We start from the raw sequence: 17492 nt of genomic DNA on the forward strand, positions 1-17492 counted from the left end.
CTCACCTTTGCTTCTTACTTTTCTACTTAGTGTAATTATCTGTTGCCAGTAAAACCAGACTTCGCCCTTGTTGTTTAGCTTTGTAAAGTGCCGCATCTGCGGCTTGCAAAAGTGCTTGTATATCTTGACCATCACCAGGAAACTCTGCAACCCCCGCACTAAAAGTGATTTGAAATGAAATCTCCCTATCTGTAGTGAACGAATGCTGCCGTAATTTTTGTAATATTTGCGTTAATAGTTCACAGCTAGCTTTTGCAGTCACACCACACATTCCGATCACAAATTCCTCACCACCCCAACGCCCTATTACACCTTGTTGACAAAAAGATTGATTAAGGAGTTGACCAAAATAGCTCAAAACACGATCTCCGGTTGGGTGTCCATACTTGTCATTAATTAACTTAAAAAAGTCAATATCAAGCATTGCCAAACTCAAAGTTTGCTGTTGGCTTTGTGCCTGTTGCAGTAATTTTGTTAAATTCTTAAGAGCTTTGCTTCGTATACTTAATCCTGTTAGTTCATCAACTTCAGTAAGCTTCCAATTTGCTTGCTGTTCTAGTCTTGTTCTGATACGAGCCTGCAATTCTTTAGCAACAATTGGTTTACTTAAAAAATCATTAGCTCCCACAGCAAAGCTATGCTGAATAGTTTCTACATCAGTATGAGCAGATAAAAACAGAATAGGTAATCGATTCCACTGCCAATCGTTACGAATTATCTGACATAAATCAAACCCATTTACAGAAAGTTTTCGTGTGTTGTCTCCTTTTTCTGGAGTTAACAGTTCTATATCTAAAATCAACAAATCGGGATTTGTTTGTTCTAAAGTTTCCCAAAACTGTAAAGGTTGATCTAATAGAGTGACCTGATAGCCATAGGGTGATAATATTTGATACACAAGTTGCAATATACCAGGGTCATCATCTACCACCAACAATCGATATAACGGCGGATGATTTTGATGCAATACTTGTGTCAGTAATGCCACTACTTGACTACTACTAATAGGTTTTATTAGAAAGTACGAAATCCTTAATCTAGCTACCTCTAGTCTAGTAGCAAAGGAGTCTGCTTGAGTAATAATCACAACTGGAATTTGTGAATACTGGCTACGGATTTTTGCCAAAAAGCTTAACCCGATTTCAAGGTTATTCTGATAATCTAAATTTAATAAAATAACATCAATAGCACCACTGACTAAAATTTGTTCTGCTTGTTCAGAATTAGTTGCAATATTTACGTTAAAGCCCCTGTTAATACCTTCCGTAGCAATATCTTTTGCTAGACCAATATCATTATCTATAATTAATAAATGACTAACAAGAGAATTATTCAAACCTAATATATTGGGGGCATCCATCTCTATACAATGCTGTAATTGTGCCACTAATAACTTTAATTCTTCAGCTTTAGGTTTTCCTAACAAATGAGCTTGTTGAAGAATCTGTTGAATTTGACGGCAAATATCAGAAGATTTATCTAATCCAAAGCTACCAAGTGAGCCGATTAGAGTATGTGCTTCCCTTTCAGCTTCGTGCTGCTGTTCTGGAGTTAGTTTTCCTGCCACTAAAGCAGTCACAGCTTTTTGAATTATCAATAGACGTTCTTGATAAGACTGACGGGACTGATGCCAAAGTTCTCGTAGTTCAGGTATTAAAGAATCAGTAGGAGAAATAGAAATGGGTAGAAATTGCTTTTTGGGAGTCGTTATCGTGATTTGGCTTGCATTTGCGACTGCAAGTGGTTTTAGCCGATAACCTAACTTATAAACAGTTTCAAATATATTATTTGCACCAGCTTTTTTTAATTTATTTCGTATACCTTTAATATGCGCTCTTAGCGCACCATGTGTAGGAATTTCATCTGCTTCCCATAAAGAATCTAATAATAAATTGTGGCTAAAAATTTGTTGAGGATGTCGTAAAAACATCTCCAAAATTTCATATTCCTTCTTGAATAAGTGAATTGGCTGTCCAGCGTAGCTAACTTCACAGGTGTTGGGATTGAGGCACAACTCACCCCAATTTAGACAAGCTGAAATCTGATTCCCACTCCTTCTGAGCAGTACCCTTATCCTTGCTAAGAACTCATCCATATTGAAGGGTTTCACTATATAGTCATCTGCTCCAACGTCCAAACCTGTAACTTTGTTAGTTACCGTATCTAAAGCTGTCATCAACATCACTGGTGTATTTCTGTTGTGCTGTACATCAATAGAGTCATTAGAACGCAGAAGTTTACATAAGTGCATCCCATCTATTTTGGGCAATAACAAATCCAAAATTATTAAGTTGTATGAATATTTTTGAGCTAATTGCCATCCAGCTTCTCCATCTTCTGCTAAGTCAACTTGATACCCCTGGTTGACTAATACAGCTTTCAGCATCAGGACTAAATTAACGTCATCTTCTATACAAAGAATTTTCACATTGGAGTATTACTTATTAATCTTGATTGTTAATCTATTTTAGATAATTTTTTATACTAAATATTTATTAAAATAAAACACCGCATTTTTACTAAAAATTGATATTTTAAACAGAAATTTACAATTCCTAATTGCAAGGATATAGTATCTTCATGTGAGTATAATTACTTCTACAACTACTAATATTCTGGTTTGATTACTGGTTTTGCGGTAAATGCCCAATCTACATACAGTTCAAAATAACATCGTATTGCTTACTTCTAAAAATACAAATAATGCTGATTAATCCGAACTATATTGATTGAACTTCAGAAGATATTAATATAACGTGCGCCTTCGTTAGAGACTCACGTTAATATAAGCTTGCCATCGCGGCAAAGTCATGGGTAAAGTCACATTAATGCGACAACAACCATTAGTTGTCCTAAGTGACAACCAATAGTTGACCAAGACTGTCACTTAAAGGATAATGTGGCCGTTTTTTAACCATAAAGTGGCCACAGAACCTATGATAGAAGCGGATTTGAGAGAACTGAGTGCGATCACTTGTAAAGTATGGTGAAAGTAGGGCAACGCAAAAATAAGCATTCCAGGATTTTAAAGCGGACACTTTATCCTTTAATTTCGGCCACGTTATCCCTTAAGTGACAATAAAACTGACAATAATTATTTAATGTATAGATGGAGCTAAGCGGAGTCGAACCGCTGACCCCTTCAATGCCATTGAAGTGCTCTACCAACTGAGCTATAACCCCTTAATTCGCGTAAATTAGCATAACTTGTGACTGAATATAATGTCAAGTATTTAGGTGAAATATGAACTTTTGCTAAGGTCATTCGATTATAGTTAATAGTTCACTTGCAATAAGTAACTCATGCAGTGTCCCATGAGAAAATAGACTACTAACATAGCGGCGGCGGCAAGGGCAACTAGTGTACCGGCTAGCATGAGGGAAAATTCTTTGTTTTCTACTGCTTTCTCCATCAGGTGTAGTGACCATGCCACCAGAGCCACATCAAATAACAAAATAGGAATCAACATATTTCTTAATATTAGTTAATAATTGTAAATTAATCCTAACATCCTTTTGCAGAACTGTCTTGAATAGAAAGGGAATGTGACTCAATCTCTATAATGGCTTTAGAATTAAGCGTACAAACGTACTGGAATGTGACGATCGCGCAAATAATTCTTAATTTCAGATACACTTAACTGCCCATAATGCAGGAGAGAAGCTAATAAAGCAGCTTCCGCCTTACCTTCATGGAGTGCGGTGTAGATATGTTCACAGTTCCCCGCACCACCGGAAGCAATCACAGGGATTTCTACAGCCTCAGCAATTGCTTTTGTTAATGCAATGTCATAACCAGCTTGAGTGCCATCAGCATCCATACTGGTCACTAATAGTTCTCCCGCACCACGCTTTTCGACTTCTTTCGCCCAAAGTAGGGCATCTAAGCCTGTATTTTCTCTTCCTCCACGCACATACACATCCCAACCAGGATTTTGCGGGTCAACTCTCCGCCTCGCGTCAATAGCAACTACTATGCACTGATTACCGAAGCGATCGCTAGCCCGATTGATCAAGTCAGGATCACGTACTGCCGCAGAGTTAATACTAACCTTGTCTGCCCCAGCTCGTAACAAAGCTTTAACATTTTCTAAGGATTGGATACCACCACCCACAGTCAGAGGAATAAAGACCTGTTCGGCGGTACGGTAAACTACGTCAATAATCGTATCGCGGTCTTCATGAGTGGCTGTAATATCCAGAAATACTAACTCATCTGCGCCGGCATCGTTATAAACCTTCGCCAGTTCTACCGGATCACCAGCATCTTTGAGATCGACAAAGTTAACTCCTTTAACAACCCGCCCCGCCTTGACATCTAAACAGGGTAAGATTCTTTTAGATAACATATATTTTTTTACTCCTGGGTAATTGTCCGGAATTTAAATTGTAAATTGATGTGGGTATTACCGCCGAAAATCTTCGCTAGCTTATGGATACGCATGATTAAGGCGGAAATTAAGCCACTTCCAGAACTAAACGTAAGGTTGCAAGCTGAATTATGGCGATCATCTCCTCGAAAAAACAGCCTCCAGAACCCAATGGACAACCACAACAGCGTCGGGAGTCAGCAAAAACAACCCCCAAAGAGAAAATTTTGCAACCTGAAGCTGCTGTTGATGAACAAGGTAAACAAGAAGAGAGTATCAGACCACAAAAATTTGCCGACTACATTGGACAAAAAGACCTCAAGGATGTTCTAGAGATTGCCATCAAAGCAGCCAAGTCACGGGGTGAAGTTTTGGATCACTTGCTACTGTATGGCCCTCCCGGATTGGGTAAAACAACAATGGCAATGATATTAGCATCGGAGATGGGAGTCAACTACAAAATTACTAGTGCGCCTGCTTTAGAAAGACCTAGAGATATCGTAGGGCTACTAGTTAACCTCAAGCCAGGAGATATTTTATTTATTGATGAAATCCATCGACTTTCGCGGATGACAGAAGAAATTCTGTATCCGGCAATGGAAGATTATCGTCTAGATATTACTGTGGGTAAAGGTTCTAGCGCGAAAATTCGCAGCTTACCCTTATCTAAATTTACCTTAGTGGGGGCAACAACCCGCGTCGGGGCGTTGACTTCCCCACTGCGCGATCGCTTCGGCTTAATTCAAAAACTGCGCTTTTATGAAGTTGACGAACTCAGCAAAATTGTCTTGCGGAGTTCCCAGTTACTGCAAACCAAAGTCACCGAAGATGGGGCGACAGAAATCGCTCGTCGTTCCAGAGGAACACCACGGATAGCTAATCGGCTACTCAAGCGCGTCCGTGATTATGCGGAAGTAAAAGCCCATAGTGAAATTAATCAAACCATTGCAGCCGAAGCTCTACAACTATTTCAAGTAGACCCATGTGGCTTAGATTGGACAGACCGCCGGATGTTGAGTGTGATTATTGAACAATTTAATGGTGGGCCAGTAGGCTTAGAAACCATCGCCGCAGCTACCGGAGAAGACACCCAAACCATTGAAGAAGTCTACGAACCCTACTTGATGCAAATCGGTTACTTAAGCCGCACTCCCCGTGGACGAACAGCCACAAAAGCTGCATACAAGCACATGGGATTTACTCCACCGAATGAGCAGATGTCATTACTATAGGGAATGGGGCTAATCAATTCAAAATTCAAAATTCAAAATTCAAAATTAAAGAATTTTGGGCATTGGGCATTGGGCATTGGTATAAAATCTACCTTGTCTCCCTTGTCTCCCAGTCCCTAGTCCCCAATCCCCAGTCCCCAGTCCCTCCACACAACAAAACCTCAACCTAGATGATGATTAAGTTAATTAGTATAGTTCTCAGTCTGTTTCTTTTGTTGGGTTGGGGTACACCCGTGATGGCGCAAACCCAACAAGCTACAATTACCCAGGAGCAATTAGCGCAGGGTGATGAATGGGCAAATCAAGCTTTTGCGGCGACTAATAAAGGTGATTTTGCTACGGCAGAAAAATATTGGACGAAAATTATTGAGAATTTCCCCACTAATGCAGGGGCGTGGAGTAATCGGGGGAATTCGCGAGTTAGTCAGAATAAATTAGAGGCGGCACTGGCTGATTATAATAAAGCGATAGAATTAGCCCCGAATGTCACTGATCCTTATTTAAATCGTGGTACAGCTTTAGAAGGTTTGGGTAAGTGGTCAGAGGCGATCGCAGATTATAATCATGTCTTAGAACTCGACCCTAAAGATGCAATGGCGTATAACAATCGCGGTAATGCTAAAGCAGGTTTAGGAGAATGGTCAGAAGCGATCGCAGATTATCAAAAATCCTTTGAAATTGCACCTAACTTTGCCTTCGCCCGTGCTAATTATGCCCTAGCACTCTATGAAAATGGGCAGAAAGACCAAGCCATCCGCGAATTACGCAATATTACCCGCAAATATCCTAATTTTGCTGATGTGCGTGCAGCTTTGACAGCAGCTTACTGGGTAAGTGGTCAAAAGGGCGAAGCGGAAAGTAATTGGGTAGCCGCCTATGGCTTGGATAGTCGTTATAAAGACATGAACTGGGTGAAAAATATCCGCCGTTGGCCTCCCAGCATGGTTGCAGCTTTAGATAAATTCCTCAAAATTCAGTAACAACAATCTCTACACCCATACCCAATTCCCCATGCCCCATGCCCCATACCCAATTTCTTTGACTTCGGCTAGCGATCGCTTAGAATAGAAAGGTTGTCAAGAATTGCAATATCGGCTATCATGGCTGTTCCTAAGAAGAAAACATCAAAATCTAAGAGAGATAAACGTCGGGCTACCTGGAGACACAAAGCTGCTGTTGAAGCACAAAAAGCTCTTTCCTTGGGTAAATCTATTTTGACTGGACGTTCTACATTTGTCTATCCTACTGCTGAAGAAGAAGACGAAGAAGAATAAGAGAAAATGGGTAATGAGTAATTGGACTAGTCTGATTACTCATTACCTTTTACCCATGACTGATGATCAAATAATCACATCAACAGTAAAGTATATATAGTCACTGATTTTTTGATTTTCAACAAAATTAATATTTCGGGGTGTCGGGAAAATAAAATTAGTCGTATTAACTACTAGAAATTAATTTATATAGGTTTGAGTAATCTTAACCCCTACACCCCTAAACCCCCATACCCTTACCCCTCTACCTAAAACGGGATTATGCTAGGGAAATTCTTTCAGAAATCAAATCCAGAAAATAGCGATCGCGTCCCCCCAGGACAGCACTTAGCTACAGGCTTTCCTGTGTTAACATACGGTCAAGCACCAAACATCAATATTGAAGAATGGGAATTTCGAGTTTGGGGTTTGGTTAAACCTGTGGTGTTGAGTTGGTCAGATTTTATGAATCTACCACAGCACGAATTTACCGCAGATTTCCATTGTGTCACCCGTTGGTCTAAGTTAGATGTCAAGTGGACGGGGATTAAAGTCACAGACTTTATGAATTTAATTGAGGTAGATCCCAAAGCCGCCCATATTATGGAACATTGCTATGGTGGTTACACCACTAATATTGCAATGACGGATTTTGTTAGAGAAGAAAACTTTTTCGCATTTAAATTATTTGGTGAACCTCTCCCACACGAACACGGAGGGCCTTTGCGGTTAGTTGTACCGCATCTCTACGCCTGGAAAAGTGCGAAATGGATTAATGGTTTAGAGTTTTTAGACAAAGAAGAATTAGGTTTTTGGGAACGCAACGGCTACCATCGTCGTGGTGAACCTTGGGCGCAAGAACGTTATAGTTTCTAGGCTTAGTTGCGTGTAGGAAGTTTCAAATAAAAACCTAAAATTACTCTTAGAGGATGTTTGAAAAGTCTCTATTGGTGTAGCAAAGCATTTTAGATCCCCCTAGGATTTAGGGGATCTAAACAGTGTGGGACAAAGTTATAAGACTTGTGTGTACACCGTAGTTAGGAATTGGTGGCATGGATAAGCGGGAAATTTTTCTCCCCTACCCCTCCGCAATTGCTCCACTTGGGCAAAGCCCAAGACCGCATTGCTCTCTGCCCCCTGCTCCCTGCCCCAATTCCTCTATATTCTTTGAGACTGTCTAGCTTGTTGTTTGGCTTGTTGTTTAGCTTCCTGTCTAGCTTTCCATTCCCGAATTGCGATCGCAGTTCTGGCTATAGGTGGTATATATTCTTGAGTAGTTGGTTTTGGTTGTGGACGTTGATTTTTGATTGGTTGGGTAGTCAAGCAGTTAGCTAGGTGTGGGATATCTTTTTCCGCCCTTAACGCCCTAGTTACATCACTGGCTTTTTGAAATCTCTCTCTGAGGGAAAACTTCAGCATCTTATTTAAAATGCGAGTAAAGCTATCACTCACCTGCACATATTTATACCAGCACACTTCCCCAGTCTGGGTTTCATGTTCCATATCTAAGGGATTTTTGCCAGTTAATAAATAAACGCAAGTCATACCCACAGCATAAATATCGCTGGCGTACACCGGATGTAGAGATAATTGTTCTGGTGGTGCAAAGCCCATTGTCCCCACAAAGTTAGTATTCATGCTGGGATTACGGGAATCATTAATCGCATCCAGCAAGTTTTCCTTGACTGCACCAAAATCTATCAATACTATGCGCTGATCATCTGCACAGCGCAGAAGATTTAAGGGTTTAATATCACGGTGAATGACTTGATGTTGTTCTAAATATTGTAAAACTGGCAATACATCCTGTAAAAACTGTTTGACTTCAGTTTCCGTCTTGACACCATTTTTTCTGACTTCTTGCGCTAAATTGCAACCCTGGACGTATTCCTGGACTAAATATAATTCCCCGTTACCTTCAAAGTAATCTAGCAACATGGGAATTTGAGAATGACTACCCAGTTGGGCTAAAGTTTTTGCTTCCTTGGCAAACCGCTTACAAGCATTCTGCCAGGCTTTTTTACTAGTAACCTTGGGGCAGAGTTGTTTAATTACACACTGGGGGTTTCCTGGTAATACGGCATCTTGGGCAACAAAAGTTATACCAAAGCCACCCCTACCTAAGATCCGTAATATTTGGTAGCGATCGCGAAATAATTTGTCAGAACCACACATTTGAGCTAGTTTATTTCTCTCTAGTCCGTAATCACGTATGTTTGTGTTGTTATCAGGAAAACGGTTCATTGCTCGAATGTGGGTGTCTTATGGTGTTACCAATATAACTATATTTTTTTGAAAATGGTAGTATCATTACGGCTTCTTTGCAAAATCCTGATTTTAGGGACACAATAAACACCAACTTTGTGAGTAAAGCTTAATGTTATATTTATGAATTTCTTCTGAAGCCATACTGAATCCCGTGAAAAATCGTGAATTTATGGGATAACTTACGCAAAAGGTTTGAGTTGTAAATGTTTCAGTATTATTACGAGGGGATTGGGAATTTTAGATTTTAGATTTTGGATTTTGGATTTTAGATTGAATCCAATCCATAAAGATGCTTCTGCGTCGCTAACGCTACGCTATCGTCAAGTCAAAATCCAAATATTGAAATGCTGGGGGCTGGAAGGTGGAAAAGGTGAACAAGATAGATTTTTACTCTCCTTCACAATGCCCAATTCCCAATCCCCAATCCCCAGTCCCCAGTCCCCAATCCCAATAAAGAAACTAAAAGCTGTAACAAGCTCTACCAAATTCAAAGTCAAAATCCGTTAACTTAAATAGAGCCATAAATGTAATTCAGGCTACATATCCCATGCGACTAGAGCAGTTGCAAGCGTTTTTAGCGATCGCCCAAACTGGTAGCTTTCAAAAAGCAGCCCAAAAATGTGGCGTAACACAATCTACTATTAGCCGCCAAATTCAGTCTTTGGAGGCTGATTTGGGTTTAGAGTTGTTTCACCGGACAAATCAGGCCAAGTTGACTTTAGGTGGCGAACGCTTGTTACCTCGCGCCCGGAAAATTTGCCAAGAGTGGGAAACGGCGACTCAAGAGTTGACAGATTTAATCGCCGGAAAGCAGCCGGAATTGTGTATTGCGGCGATTCATTCGCTGTGTGGTTCTTATTTACCGCCGATATTACAGAAATTTTGTCGTGATTATCCCGATGTGCAGTTGCGGGTGACATCTTTAGGAAGCGATCGCGCCCTAAAAGTCCTCAAAGATGGTTTAGTAGATTTAGCGATCGTTATGAATAATCGCTTTCTGACTACCGGGCGAGAAATGGTAGTAGAAGTCCTTTATGATGAACCCATAGAACTGTTAACTGCCGCTAATCATCCCCTCGCTCAATATGAATTTGTTCCTTGGTCAGAAGTAGTACGTTATCCCCAAGTAGTATTTAAAGATGGCTACGGGATGCAGCGTCTCATCCAAGAAAAATTTGAACGTCTAGAAGCTAATCTGCAAGCCGCTTTAGAAGTCAACACCCTAGACGCGTTTCGCGGTGTCGTCCGTCAAGGTGAATTAATTGCTTTACTTCCCACATCTGCATTAGTTGAAGCCCGCCTTGACCCCACCTTAGCGGTTCGTCCTTTAGCAACCGGTGGCTCGTTGTCTGATAATTCTAGCCTCTCTCGACGTGTTGTTATGGTCACAACACAAGACCGCTTGCAAATTCCCCCAATACAACATTTTTGGCAACTCGTGCGCGACCATATCCGCCAACAGTTTGAGCAACAACAAGAAGCCTCTTAAGGGACTTCCAATTGAAAAAACATACTATCACTTTGATGGCAAGGGGGCAGGGAGCAGGGGGAAACAGTTGTTTTAAAGAAAATAAATTTGGATAGTTTATCTTCTGGAAGTCTCTAAGTGGAACAGGGTAAGTAATTGCAGGTTTGTGGTGTGAACTTTAGTTCATAAGAAAGGACTAAAGTCCTTACTACGAACTGAATCCTAATATTTTTACATTACTTAATATAAGTTGTTGTTTTCAAGTCGTTTGACTTGAAAGCAGAAATTGAAGTTGAGCCAGCCACATTTCCCGCACATACCACAAAAATATATTTATTTACTTATTATTTAAATAATAGACATTATAAGAACTATCAATAGTTTCGCTTGTTAATTATTTCTCAAAATAGTATTTACTATTAGTTAATACTTGCATTAGTAACTAATGCTTTGATAAGTGAATTTAGCCAGAATCATGTAGAAATAATCAAGTGAAAACCTAACTAGATTAACTTGATCAACGGACTTTGGATTTACTTATCAATAACATTAAATCAGGCTTTTTGACTGCATACATCTTGGAATCACTCATGAACAAACATCTGCTTGCTTCTTCTGGGGGAGTAATTTTATTATGGTTAATTTCTGGCGTTTTGCCCGTTAAAGCCATCCCTAATTCAGAGCTTAACGACCAAAAATTAGCCAACACTAAAGATAGTATAAATAGAACTAATTCAGAGACAATTATTGCTGATGAATTACTACTAACAGATAATACTAATCAGCAAGACTTATCTTCAGCACAAGCACAACAAAACAATGCAGATACAGAATTAGATTCTGCGATTAATTCTGCACAACCTCAGCAAGCATCAGACACATTTGCACAAGTCACATCTGTATCTCAATTATCTGATGTACAACCTACTGACTGGGCGTTTCAAGCCTTACAATCTCTAGTTGAGCGTTACGGCTGTATTGCAGGCTATCCAAATTTGACCTATCGTGGCAATCGTGCCATGACTCGCTATGAATTCGCCGCCGGTTTAAATGCTTGTTTAGAGCGCATCAACGAATTAATAGCTACTGCAACCGCCGATTTAGTTAAAAAAGAAGATTTAGCCACCTTGCAAAAACTGCAAGAACAATTTGCGGCGGAATTGGCAACATTAAGAGGTAGAGTAGATGCCTTAGAAGGTCGAACTGCACAACTAGAGGCCAATCAGTTTTCTACTACTACTAAATTAAATGGAGAAGTCATTATTGCTGCTCTTGCTGCTACTGGTGGTGCGTCTGGGAGAAGTGACCCCAACCCCATCTTAGTGAATCGAGTGCGGTTAAATCTGACCACTAGCTTCACAGGGAAAGACTTATTAATTACCGGCTTACAAGCCCACAATTTTTTAGGTGGAGTAACTGGTCAAGGTAGCTTACAAAATAGTTTAGGATTATCTTCTGATTTACTCAGTGCTAGTAGTGCGCGGACTAGTTTCGAGCCACAGTTTCCAGGACTTAACGTCAAGGATTTGTCAAACGTTGGGGCAAATAATCTTGAACTTTATAAATTGCTCTATATCTTCCCCGTTAGCAATAGGTTAACTTTGTTTGCGGGGACTGCGGCTGAAACATCCGATGCTTTTCCAGCAATTACACCCTTTTATGGAGAGGGACAAGAATCCATTTCCCGTTTTGGCGGATTAAATCCTGTGTTACGCGTCTCTGGGGGAACTTCCGGTTCTGGTTTAGCATCGGCGGCTGGATTTATTTACAGCATTTCCCCAAGTTTGGATTTGAGAGCTTTATATGGCAGTGTCAATGCTAATCTCCCAGAAAAATCTCCCAACGAAGTCGCCCCAGACGTTTCTAATACACCATTAGGTGGCGGCTTATTTAGTGGTAGTAGTGTAATTGCTGCTCAGTTAACCTTCAAACCCAGTCGTGATTTAGATATTGGTTTAAATTACTCCCATAGCTATCATGAAATCAATATTCTAGGCACAGGATTAATCAGAAATGATATCGGTGCTTTAGCTGGCGTACCTTTGGGAACACCAGTCCAACTAAATTCTGTCGGGGGAACGGTAACTTGGCGATTCTCTCCCCAGATAGCTTTATCTGGTTATGGCGCAGCGTTATTTGTCGATGATTCCTCAAATAGTGTAGACGCTTCCACTAACTTTACTAGTTGGATGGTAGGGGTTCACTTCAGAGACTTATTCAAACAAGGAAATGCGGCGGGGATTCTTTTTGGTCAACCACTCCACCGTGTTGACGCTAGTGGCAGAGCTTCACTTACCCCAGAAGGTGAAAATCGGGCTACTCCTTACCACTTAGAAGCCTATTACCGCCTGAAAGTTAGCGATAATGTCAGTATTACCCCAGGGGCGTTTATTTTATTTAACCCAGAAGGTAATAGCAACAATGACACCACAACTGTAGGGGTATTGCGTACAACTTTCACTTTTTAACAATACATGGATGAGATTTTATCTCAGCTATGTTGCAGCAACAGCGATCGCCTGCTTAAAGCTATGATTAGTCAAATGTCTACTGTCAATAGTACCCAGTATCAAGCTTGACTATTGACTGTTGACCATTGACTGTTGACCATCTACGTTTTATGAGCATTGTATTCAGGGATCTGCTGAAAAAAGTAGGCAGTGGCAATCATACCAGCGAGAGTTTAACTCGTGCAGAAGCTGCCACTGCCACTAAAATGATGTTATTGGGCGAAGCTACACCAGCCCAAATCGGTGCGTTTTTGATTGCCCATCGCATCAAACGTCCCACAGGAGAAGAATTAGCGGGAATGTTAGATGCTTATGAGGAACTAGGGCCAAAACTGTCGGCAATTACCTCTAAACACCCAGTTATGGTACTTGGTCAACCATATGATGGTAGAACCAGAACAGCACCCATCAGCCCTATCACAGCCCTGATCCTCGCCGCAGCAGGTCAACCAGTCATCATGCACGGCGGCGATCGCCTCCCCACCAAATACGGTTTACCATTAGTAGAGATTTGGCAAGGTTTAGGAGTCGATTGGACTAGCCTCTCACTAGCAAGCACCCAAGCCATCCTAGAGAAAACAGGCATTGGTTTTGTTTATACACCACAGCATTTTCCTTTAAATAGCAGTATTTGGGAATACCGTGACCAATTAGGGAAACGTCCACCCTTTGCCACAATGGAATTAATTTGGTGTCCATATGCTGGCGATAATCATGTTGTGGCGGGGTTTGTCCATCCACCCACAGAAGGGATGTTTCAAACAGCCTTGGAACTAAGAGGAGTAACAAAGTTTACCTTGGTTAAAGGACTAGAAGGCAGTTGTGATTTACCGCGCGATCGCACTGCTATTATCGCCTTATCTCAACCACCCGAAGACATAGAAAGATTACTACTTTCACCCCATGATTACGGCTTCACCACCAAAAATGTACCCCTAAACACCACCGCAGAATTACTAGCCCAGATGCAGGATGTATTGGCGGGAAAACCCAACGAACTCATGCAAACAGCCCTATGGAATGGAGGATTTTACCTCTGGCGCAGTGGAATTTGTAGCAATATGCAAGCTGGTATAGTTAAAGCTAAAGAATTACTGACTACTGGTGTAGTTGCGGAGAAATTGCGGGAATTAGTCAATAGTCATTAGGGATTGGGGACTGGGGACAAGGGGGACAAGGGAGATTTTCATTTAATTCCCAATGCCCCATTCCTTATTCATTCAGCAATGCTAAAAATCGGCGAATTAGACCGATGGTGACAGATGGTAGTTCTAATTGTGGTGTTAAACCTACGTCTTCTAGAGGTTGAAACGCGCGGATGGCTTGGGGATTTTTCTCTGCTAGGCGGCGGCCTATATCTGGCCCGGTAAATTGGGACTTTTGTCCCCAAATAATAGCGGTGGGAGTTAGCAATTGTTGAATGTAGAGTGATAAATCAAAGCACAAATCACCCCTCACAAAAGATAAGGCTGCATACTCAGCATTATGTTGTTGGGCTGATGTGAGATAGGCTTGCACAATCTCTTCGTAAACTCGGTTAGATTGGGCAAATTGTCGCTGTTCTAAGAAACTCCGAATGCCGCCGCTAGTAGCGATCCCCGTGCTGTATAGTAAGCGGTCAACAATCGGCACACTGACGATTTGAGCAAACAAGCTGCGGGAATAGTCTTCGCCAAAATCCGAAAGTCCCGCAGGTGTTACCAGAATTAGCGATTTGAATAAATTGGGATGGGTAATTGCCACTCTGATTGTAAATGCGGCTGTCAGGGAAGACGCGATCGCACTCACCGGTTCTGTACAAGTCTGCTCAAAAAATTCCCGAATCGTCGTCAAATAATCATCAATCGTATAATTTCTCGCTGGATGCTCAGATTGACCCCACCCAATTAAATCAGGTGCGAGAATGCGATATTCCGCCGCAAAAGCTGGATAAACCTTTGACCACTCATAAGCAGAAGAACCACCACCAAAGCCATGTAAAAACACTAAAGTTTCTTTTCCAGTCGTTTTAGAGGTGTTTTCTTGCCAAAGTGCGCCAGTGGAAGTGTAGTAAGCCATTTTCCCCAGCGATGTCATGATTGAACGTTGTTCAAATCCCTGTGGTTGAATCATAGTTTTTAGTCAATAGTCAATAGTCAATAGTCAATAGGGATGGGTTTTGGCTTTCCTAGTCCCCAGTCCCCAGTCCCCAGTCCCCATCCATTATCTTTAAACAATCATTGTCTAACCTCTGGCTAGCGTCAGATTAAGTAGATGTGAAATCACTAGTTTAGTTGTAAAGATTCAGTATTTATTTTTTCGGTCTAAAAGGTTATTTTGCCTAAAAACACCATAAAGCAAGGTTTCCTTAGTTTTAATTTTGGTAAATAGTATTACTTAGACAATACTTGGCGGTGGGTTTTTTGTGATAGTCTACAGAAAACTTACGGATAGTTTTGTTATTCTTAAAAGAGTCAAAGCGTTCGTTAAGGACGGCTGTACATCATCAGCAACAAGGGTTAAGGCGATCGCTGTGATGTATCTAGCTCATGATAGTGTTTCTCTGGTTAATGGTAAGGTAGGGAATTGTGGGTAAGCAGGTAACTCTCCAATCAGAGCAAGTGTCACAACTTGAACCCGATGTATGTAGAGTCGAGCAGTTTGATGTGCAGAATCAAATCATAGCTTCAGCCAGGCGCAGTCAATTAGAAGAGGCGACTGCACACTTTACTGTAGACGTACCGACTTGTATCTGTTTGAACTTAGAAGATTTAAAATGCTTTGAAGTAGTGGAGCATCAATACGAGCAATGGGGTGTGATTTTTCAGAACTCCATCGCCATACAACCTTCTAACCCCGCCTTTCCTACCAAACTAGGATCAACAGCATTAATGGGTTCTCCCAAAGGTGGATTTTTAGAAGCCACTTTCTTACAACCGGTCAACTGGGTGAGTGCGAGTGTCACCAGCTCACAAAGATTAGTGCTTTCAGCTTATGATCGCGATCGCCAATTACTCTGCCAAAGTATTTTACCTAGCGCAAATCTAGCTAACTCCGATTCGTCCTTATCCCCCAACATCCTATTGTCTGTTGCTGCTAAAAATATTCACTCCATCACCTTCTGCGCTTTCGATGGTCAATTTACCATTGATGAATTTCGTTTTTGTCTTTAAATCACTGCCAATGGGTGTAGGAGAAAGACACCTGGAGCATCTGGCAGTCAAATTTGCCTCTTGTTATACCTAAGTGCCTAAGAATACATTCAATATTATTTTTATACCCAAAACTCAAAAATTCGGTAGTAAAACCTGTTTTTCCGACTTCAGCACCGATAAGCTTATAGAGTAATATTGATATTCGATTTATATTACTGAGTAAAGGTAAAGTGACCATGTAAGATATGCTGAAAATTTCAGCTTTCTTTGACCCTCCGAATTTTAGATTTTACATTCTGCGGCAAGTCTGTAAGACTAGCTGTGCTGTGTCTGCTACGTTGGCACAGCCTCTCATAGAGAAGATAGTCAATCCAAAATCCAAAATCTAAAATCTAAAATTGCTTGACTGGCTAACTTCACCATACTGAGTGCAATCAATATATGTATTTTGTAAGTAGGTAGGTAAACACTGTGGCAAAGGCTGTATCTTCTTGGCAGCAATTGATCAACCATATACCTGAGAGGCTGCTTCCAGAGTTGAAAACCAAAGCCACTAAGCAACGAACTATGCAACGTCTCTCAGAACCAGGAGCAATTCTCGGTTTTTTGACATTGCTTGTTGCTATGCTGCTGTGGAACTGGAAATTACTGTTAGCATTGCTAGTTGGGATTAGCATCATGTTAATAGTCCACTCAATGCACAAATGGCATTTTCAATTACCTTGGGAAGAAATCAAAAAATTTCTCAACAGTCCCAACCGCCAGCTAATCCTAGCCGTCAGCAGTGGTGGAATCGCTACCCTCAGCACCTATATGGCGGCAGCGATTTGGGCTGATTCTCATAGTCATTGGATAGCTGCTGGAACTATTGTCCAAGGTCTAGGAACTTTATTAACTTTAATTTTATTAGTCTGGCAAATTGTCAATTTTTACAGCCACCGCGAAGCAGACAATTTTGAGAAGTTGCTACTTGACCTCACAGAACCCGATGCAATCAAACGTTTAATAGCCGTTCGTCGCTTAACTAAAATAGTCAACCGCTATAAACTTGACCCTGCACTACAGCAAGATATCGTGCAATGTTTACATTTTCTCTTGAGCCGAGAAGAAGAAACCGCAATTCGCGAAGCAGCCTTTGAGAGTTTACAAACTTTCGAGCGATCGCAATTATCTACGCCCTTACCAACTCTCAGGCCTTTAGTAACTAAAGTCAAAGAACGAGCTTCTATTTAGGGGTGTAAGGGTGTAAGGGTATAA

General features: G+C 41.0%; 14 protein-coding genes and 1 tRNA gene. 9 read left to right on the plus strand and 6 right to left on the minus strand.

Annotation, left to right across the window (positions count from 1 at the left end):
• Positions 1-22: 22 nt before the first annotated feature.
• From CLI64_RS25835 to hisF, 4 genes are all read right to left on the minus strand, one after another.
• The gene (locus CLI64_RS25835; protein ID WP_103139900.1) at positions 23-2428 is read right to left on the minus strand and encodes a response regulator; all 2406 of its coding nucleotides are present in this window, start codon (positions 2426-2428) and stop codon (positions 23-25) included.
• A 682-nt stretch (positions 2429-3110) separates the two neighbouring features.
• Positions 3111-3183 (minus strand) — tRNA-Ala (locus CLI64_RS25840).
• 92 nt (positions 3184-3275) lie between these two features.
• Positions 3276-3470, minus strand: coding sequence for a hypothetical protein (locus CLI64_RS25845; protein ID WP_103139901.1), 195 nt, complete (start codon positions 3468-3470; stop codon positions 3276-3278).
• Between the two features lie 105 nt (positions 3471-3575).
• Positions 3576-4349 (minus strand): imidazole glycerol phosphate synthase subunit HisF, encoded by a 774-nt coding sequence (hisF, locus tag CLI64_RS25850; RefSeq protein ID WP_103139902.1) that lies wholly within the window; start codon positions 4347-4349, stop codon positions 3576-3578.
• A gap of 152 nt (positions 4350-4501) precedes the next feature.
• Between hisF and ruvB the strand changes: the two genes are divergently transcribed.
• From ruvB to CLI64_RS25870, 4 genes are all read left to right on the plus strand, one after another.
• Entirely contained in the window at positions 4502-5602 is a 1101-nt protein-coding gene (ruvB, locus tag CLI64_RS25855) for a Holliday junction branch migration DNA helicase RuvB (protein WP_103139903.1), read from the plus strand.
• Positions 5603-5775: 173 nt separating this feature from the next.
• Entirely contained in the window at positions 5776-6582 is an 807-nt protein-coding gene (locus tag CLI64_RS25860; RefSeq protein ID WP_103140881.1) for a tetratricopeptide repeat protein, read from the plus strand.
• A gap of 120 nt (positions 6583-6702) precedes the next feature.
• Entirely contained in the window at positions 6703-6876 is a 174-nt protein-coding gene (gene rpmF / locus CLI64_RS25865; protein ID WP_011320324.1) for a 50S ribosomal protein L32, read from the plus strand.
• Between the two features lie 261 nt (positions 6877-7137).
• Positions 7138-7731: a sulfite oxidase-like oxidoreductase gene (locus tag CLI64_RS25870; RefSeq protein ID WP_103139904.1), complete on the plus strand. Its 594-nt coding sequence runs from the start codon at positions 7138-7140 to the stop codon at positions 7729-7731.
• A 282-nt stretch (positions 7732-8013) separates the two neighbouring features.
• Here CLI64_RS25870 and CLI64_RS25875 read toward each other — a convergent pair whose 3' ends face one another.
• On the minus strand, positions 8014-9099 hold the full coding sequence (locus CLI64_RS25875; protein ID WP_103139905.1) for a serine/threonine-protein kinase: 1086 nt from the start codon (positions 9097-9099) through the stop codon (positions 8014-8016).
• A 571-nt stretch (positions 9100-9670) separates the two neighbouring features.
• On the opposite strand from CLI64_RS25875, the gene CLI64_RS25885 reads away from it, so the two are divergent.
• The 3 genes from CLI64_RS25885 (at position 9671) to CLI64_RS25895 (ending at position 14249) form a co-directional block, all read left to right on the plus strand.
• Positions 9671-10612, plus strand: a complete 942-nt coding sequence (locus tag CLI64_RS25885) for a LysR family transcriptional regulator (protein ID WP_103139907.1) — start codon at positions 9671-9673, stop codon at positions 10610-10612.
• A 569-nt stretch (positions 10613-11181) separates the two neighbouring features.
• Positions 11182-13059, plus strand: coding sequence for an iron uptake porin (locus tag CLI64_RS25890; protein ID WP_103139908.1), 1878 nt, complete (start codon positions 11182-11184; stop codon positions 13057-13059).
• Between the two features lie 152 nt (positions 13060-13211).
• Entirely contained in the window at positions 13212-14249 is a 1038-nt protein-coding gene (locus tag CLI64_RS25895; RefSeq protein ID WP_103139909.1) for an anthranilate phosphoribosyltransferase family protein, read from the plus strand.
• 64 nt (positions 14250-14313) lie between these two features.
• On the opposite strand, the gene CLI64_RS25900 is transcribed toward CLI64_RS25895, so the two are convergent.
• Positions 14314-15213 (minus strand): alpha/beta fold hydrolase, encoded by a 900-nt coding sequence (locus CLI64_RS25900; RefSeq protein WP_103139910.1) that lies wholly within the window; start codon positions 15211-15213, stop codon positions 14314-14316.
• A gap of 455 nt (positions 15214-15668) precedes the next feature.
• Here CLI64_RS25900 and CLI64_RS25905 point away from each other — a divergent pair, with 455 nt between their 5' ends.
• Both CLI64_RS25905 and CLI64_RS25915 read left to right on the plus strand, forming a co-directional pair.
• Positions 15669-16253 carry a hypothetical protein gene (locus CLI64_RS25905; protein WP_103139911.1) on the plus strand — a complete coding sequence of 195 codons (585 nt, stop codon included), beginning with the start codon at positions 15669-15671 and terminating at the stop codon, positions 16251-16253.
• Positions 16254-16706: 453 nt separating this feature from the next.
• The gene (locus CLI64_RS25915) at positions 16707-17468 is read left to right on the plus strand and encodes an armadillo-type fold-containing protein (protein WP_103139913.1); all 762 of its coding nucleotides are present in this window, start codon (positions 16707-16709) and stop codon (positions 17466-17468) included.
• Positions 17469-17492 lie beyond the last annotated feature (24 nt).

It is taken from the genome of Nostoc sp. CENA543, from assembly GCF_002896875.1.
Classification (GTDB): Bacteria; Cyanobacteriota; Cyanobacteriia; order Cyanobacteriales; family Nostocaceae; genus Trichormus.

Excerpts from the sequence above, each read along its gene's own strand:
- CLI64_RS25860 (WP_103140881.1), top strand. The coding sequence starts at position 5,776 with ATGATTAAGTTAATTAGTATAGTTCTCAGTCTGTTTCTTTTGTTGGGT.
- CLI64_RS25890 (WP_103139908.1), top strand. The coding sequence starts at position 11,182 with ATGAACAAACATCTGCTTGCTTCTTCTGGGGGAGTAATTTTATTATGG.
- CLI64_RS25875 (WP_103139905.1), bottom strand. The coding sequence starts at position 9,099 with ATGAACCGTTTTCCTGATAACAACACAAACATACGTGATTACGGACTA.
- CLI64_RS25845 (WP_103139901.1), bottom strand. The coding sequence starts at position 3,470 with ATGTTGATTCCTATTTTGTTATTTGATGTGGCTCTGGTGGCATGGTCA.
- rpmF (WP_011320324.1), top strand. The coding sequence starts at position 6,703 with ATGGCTGTTCCTAAGAAGAAAACATCAAAATCTAAGAGAGATAAACGT.
- hisF (WP_103139902.1), bottom strand. The coding sequence starts at position 4,349 with ATGTTATCTAAAAGAATCTTACCCTGTTTAGATGTCAAGGCGGGGCGG.
- CLI64_RS25870 (WP_103139904.1), top strand. The coding sequence starts at position 7,138 with ATGCTAGGGAAATTCTTTCAGAAATCAAATCCAGAAAATAGCGATCGC.
- CLI64_RS25885 (WP_103139907.1), top strand. The coding sequence starts at position 9,671 with ATGCGACTAGAGCAGTTGCAAGCGTTTTTAGCGATCGCCCAAACTGGT.
- ruvB (WP_103139903.1), top strand. The coding sequence starts at position 4,502 with ATGGCGATCATCTCCTCGAAAAAACAGCCTCCAGAACCCAATGGACAA.
- CLI64_RS25895 (WP_103139909.1), top strand. The coding sequence starts at position 13,212 with ATGAGCATTGTATTCAGGGATCTGCTGAAAAAAGTAGGCAGTGGCAAT.
- CLI64_RS25900 (WP_103139910.1), bottom strand. The coding sequence starts at position 15,213 with ATGATTCAACCACAGGGATTTGAACAACGTTCAATCATGACATCGCTG.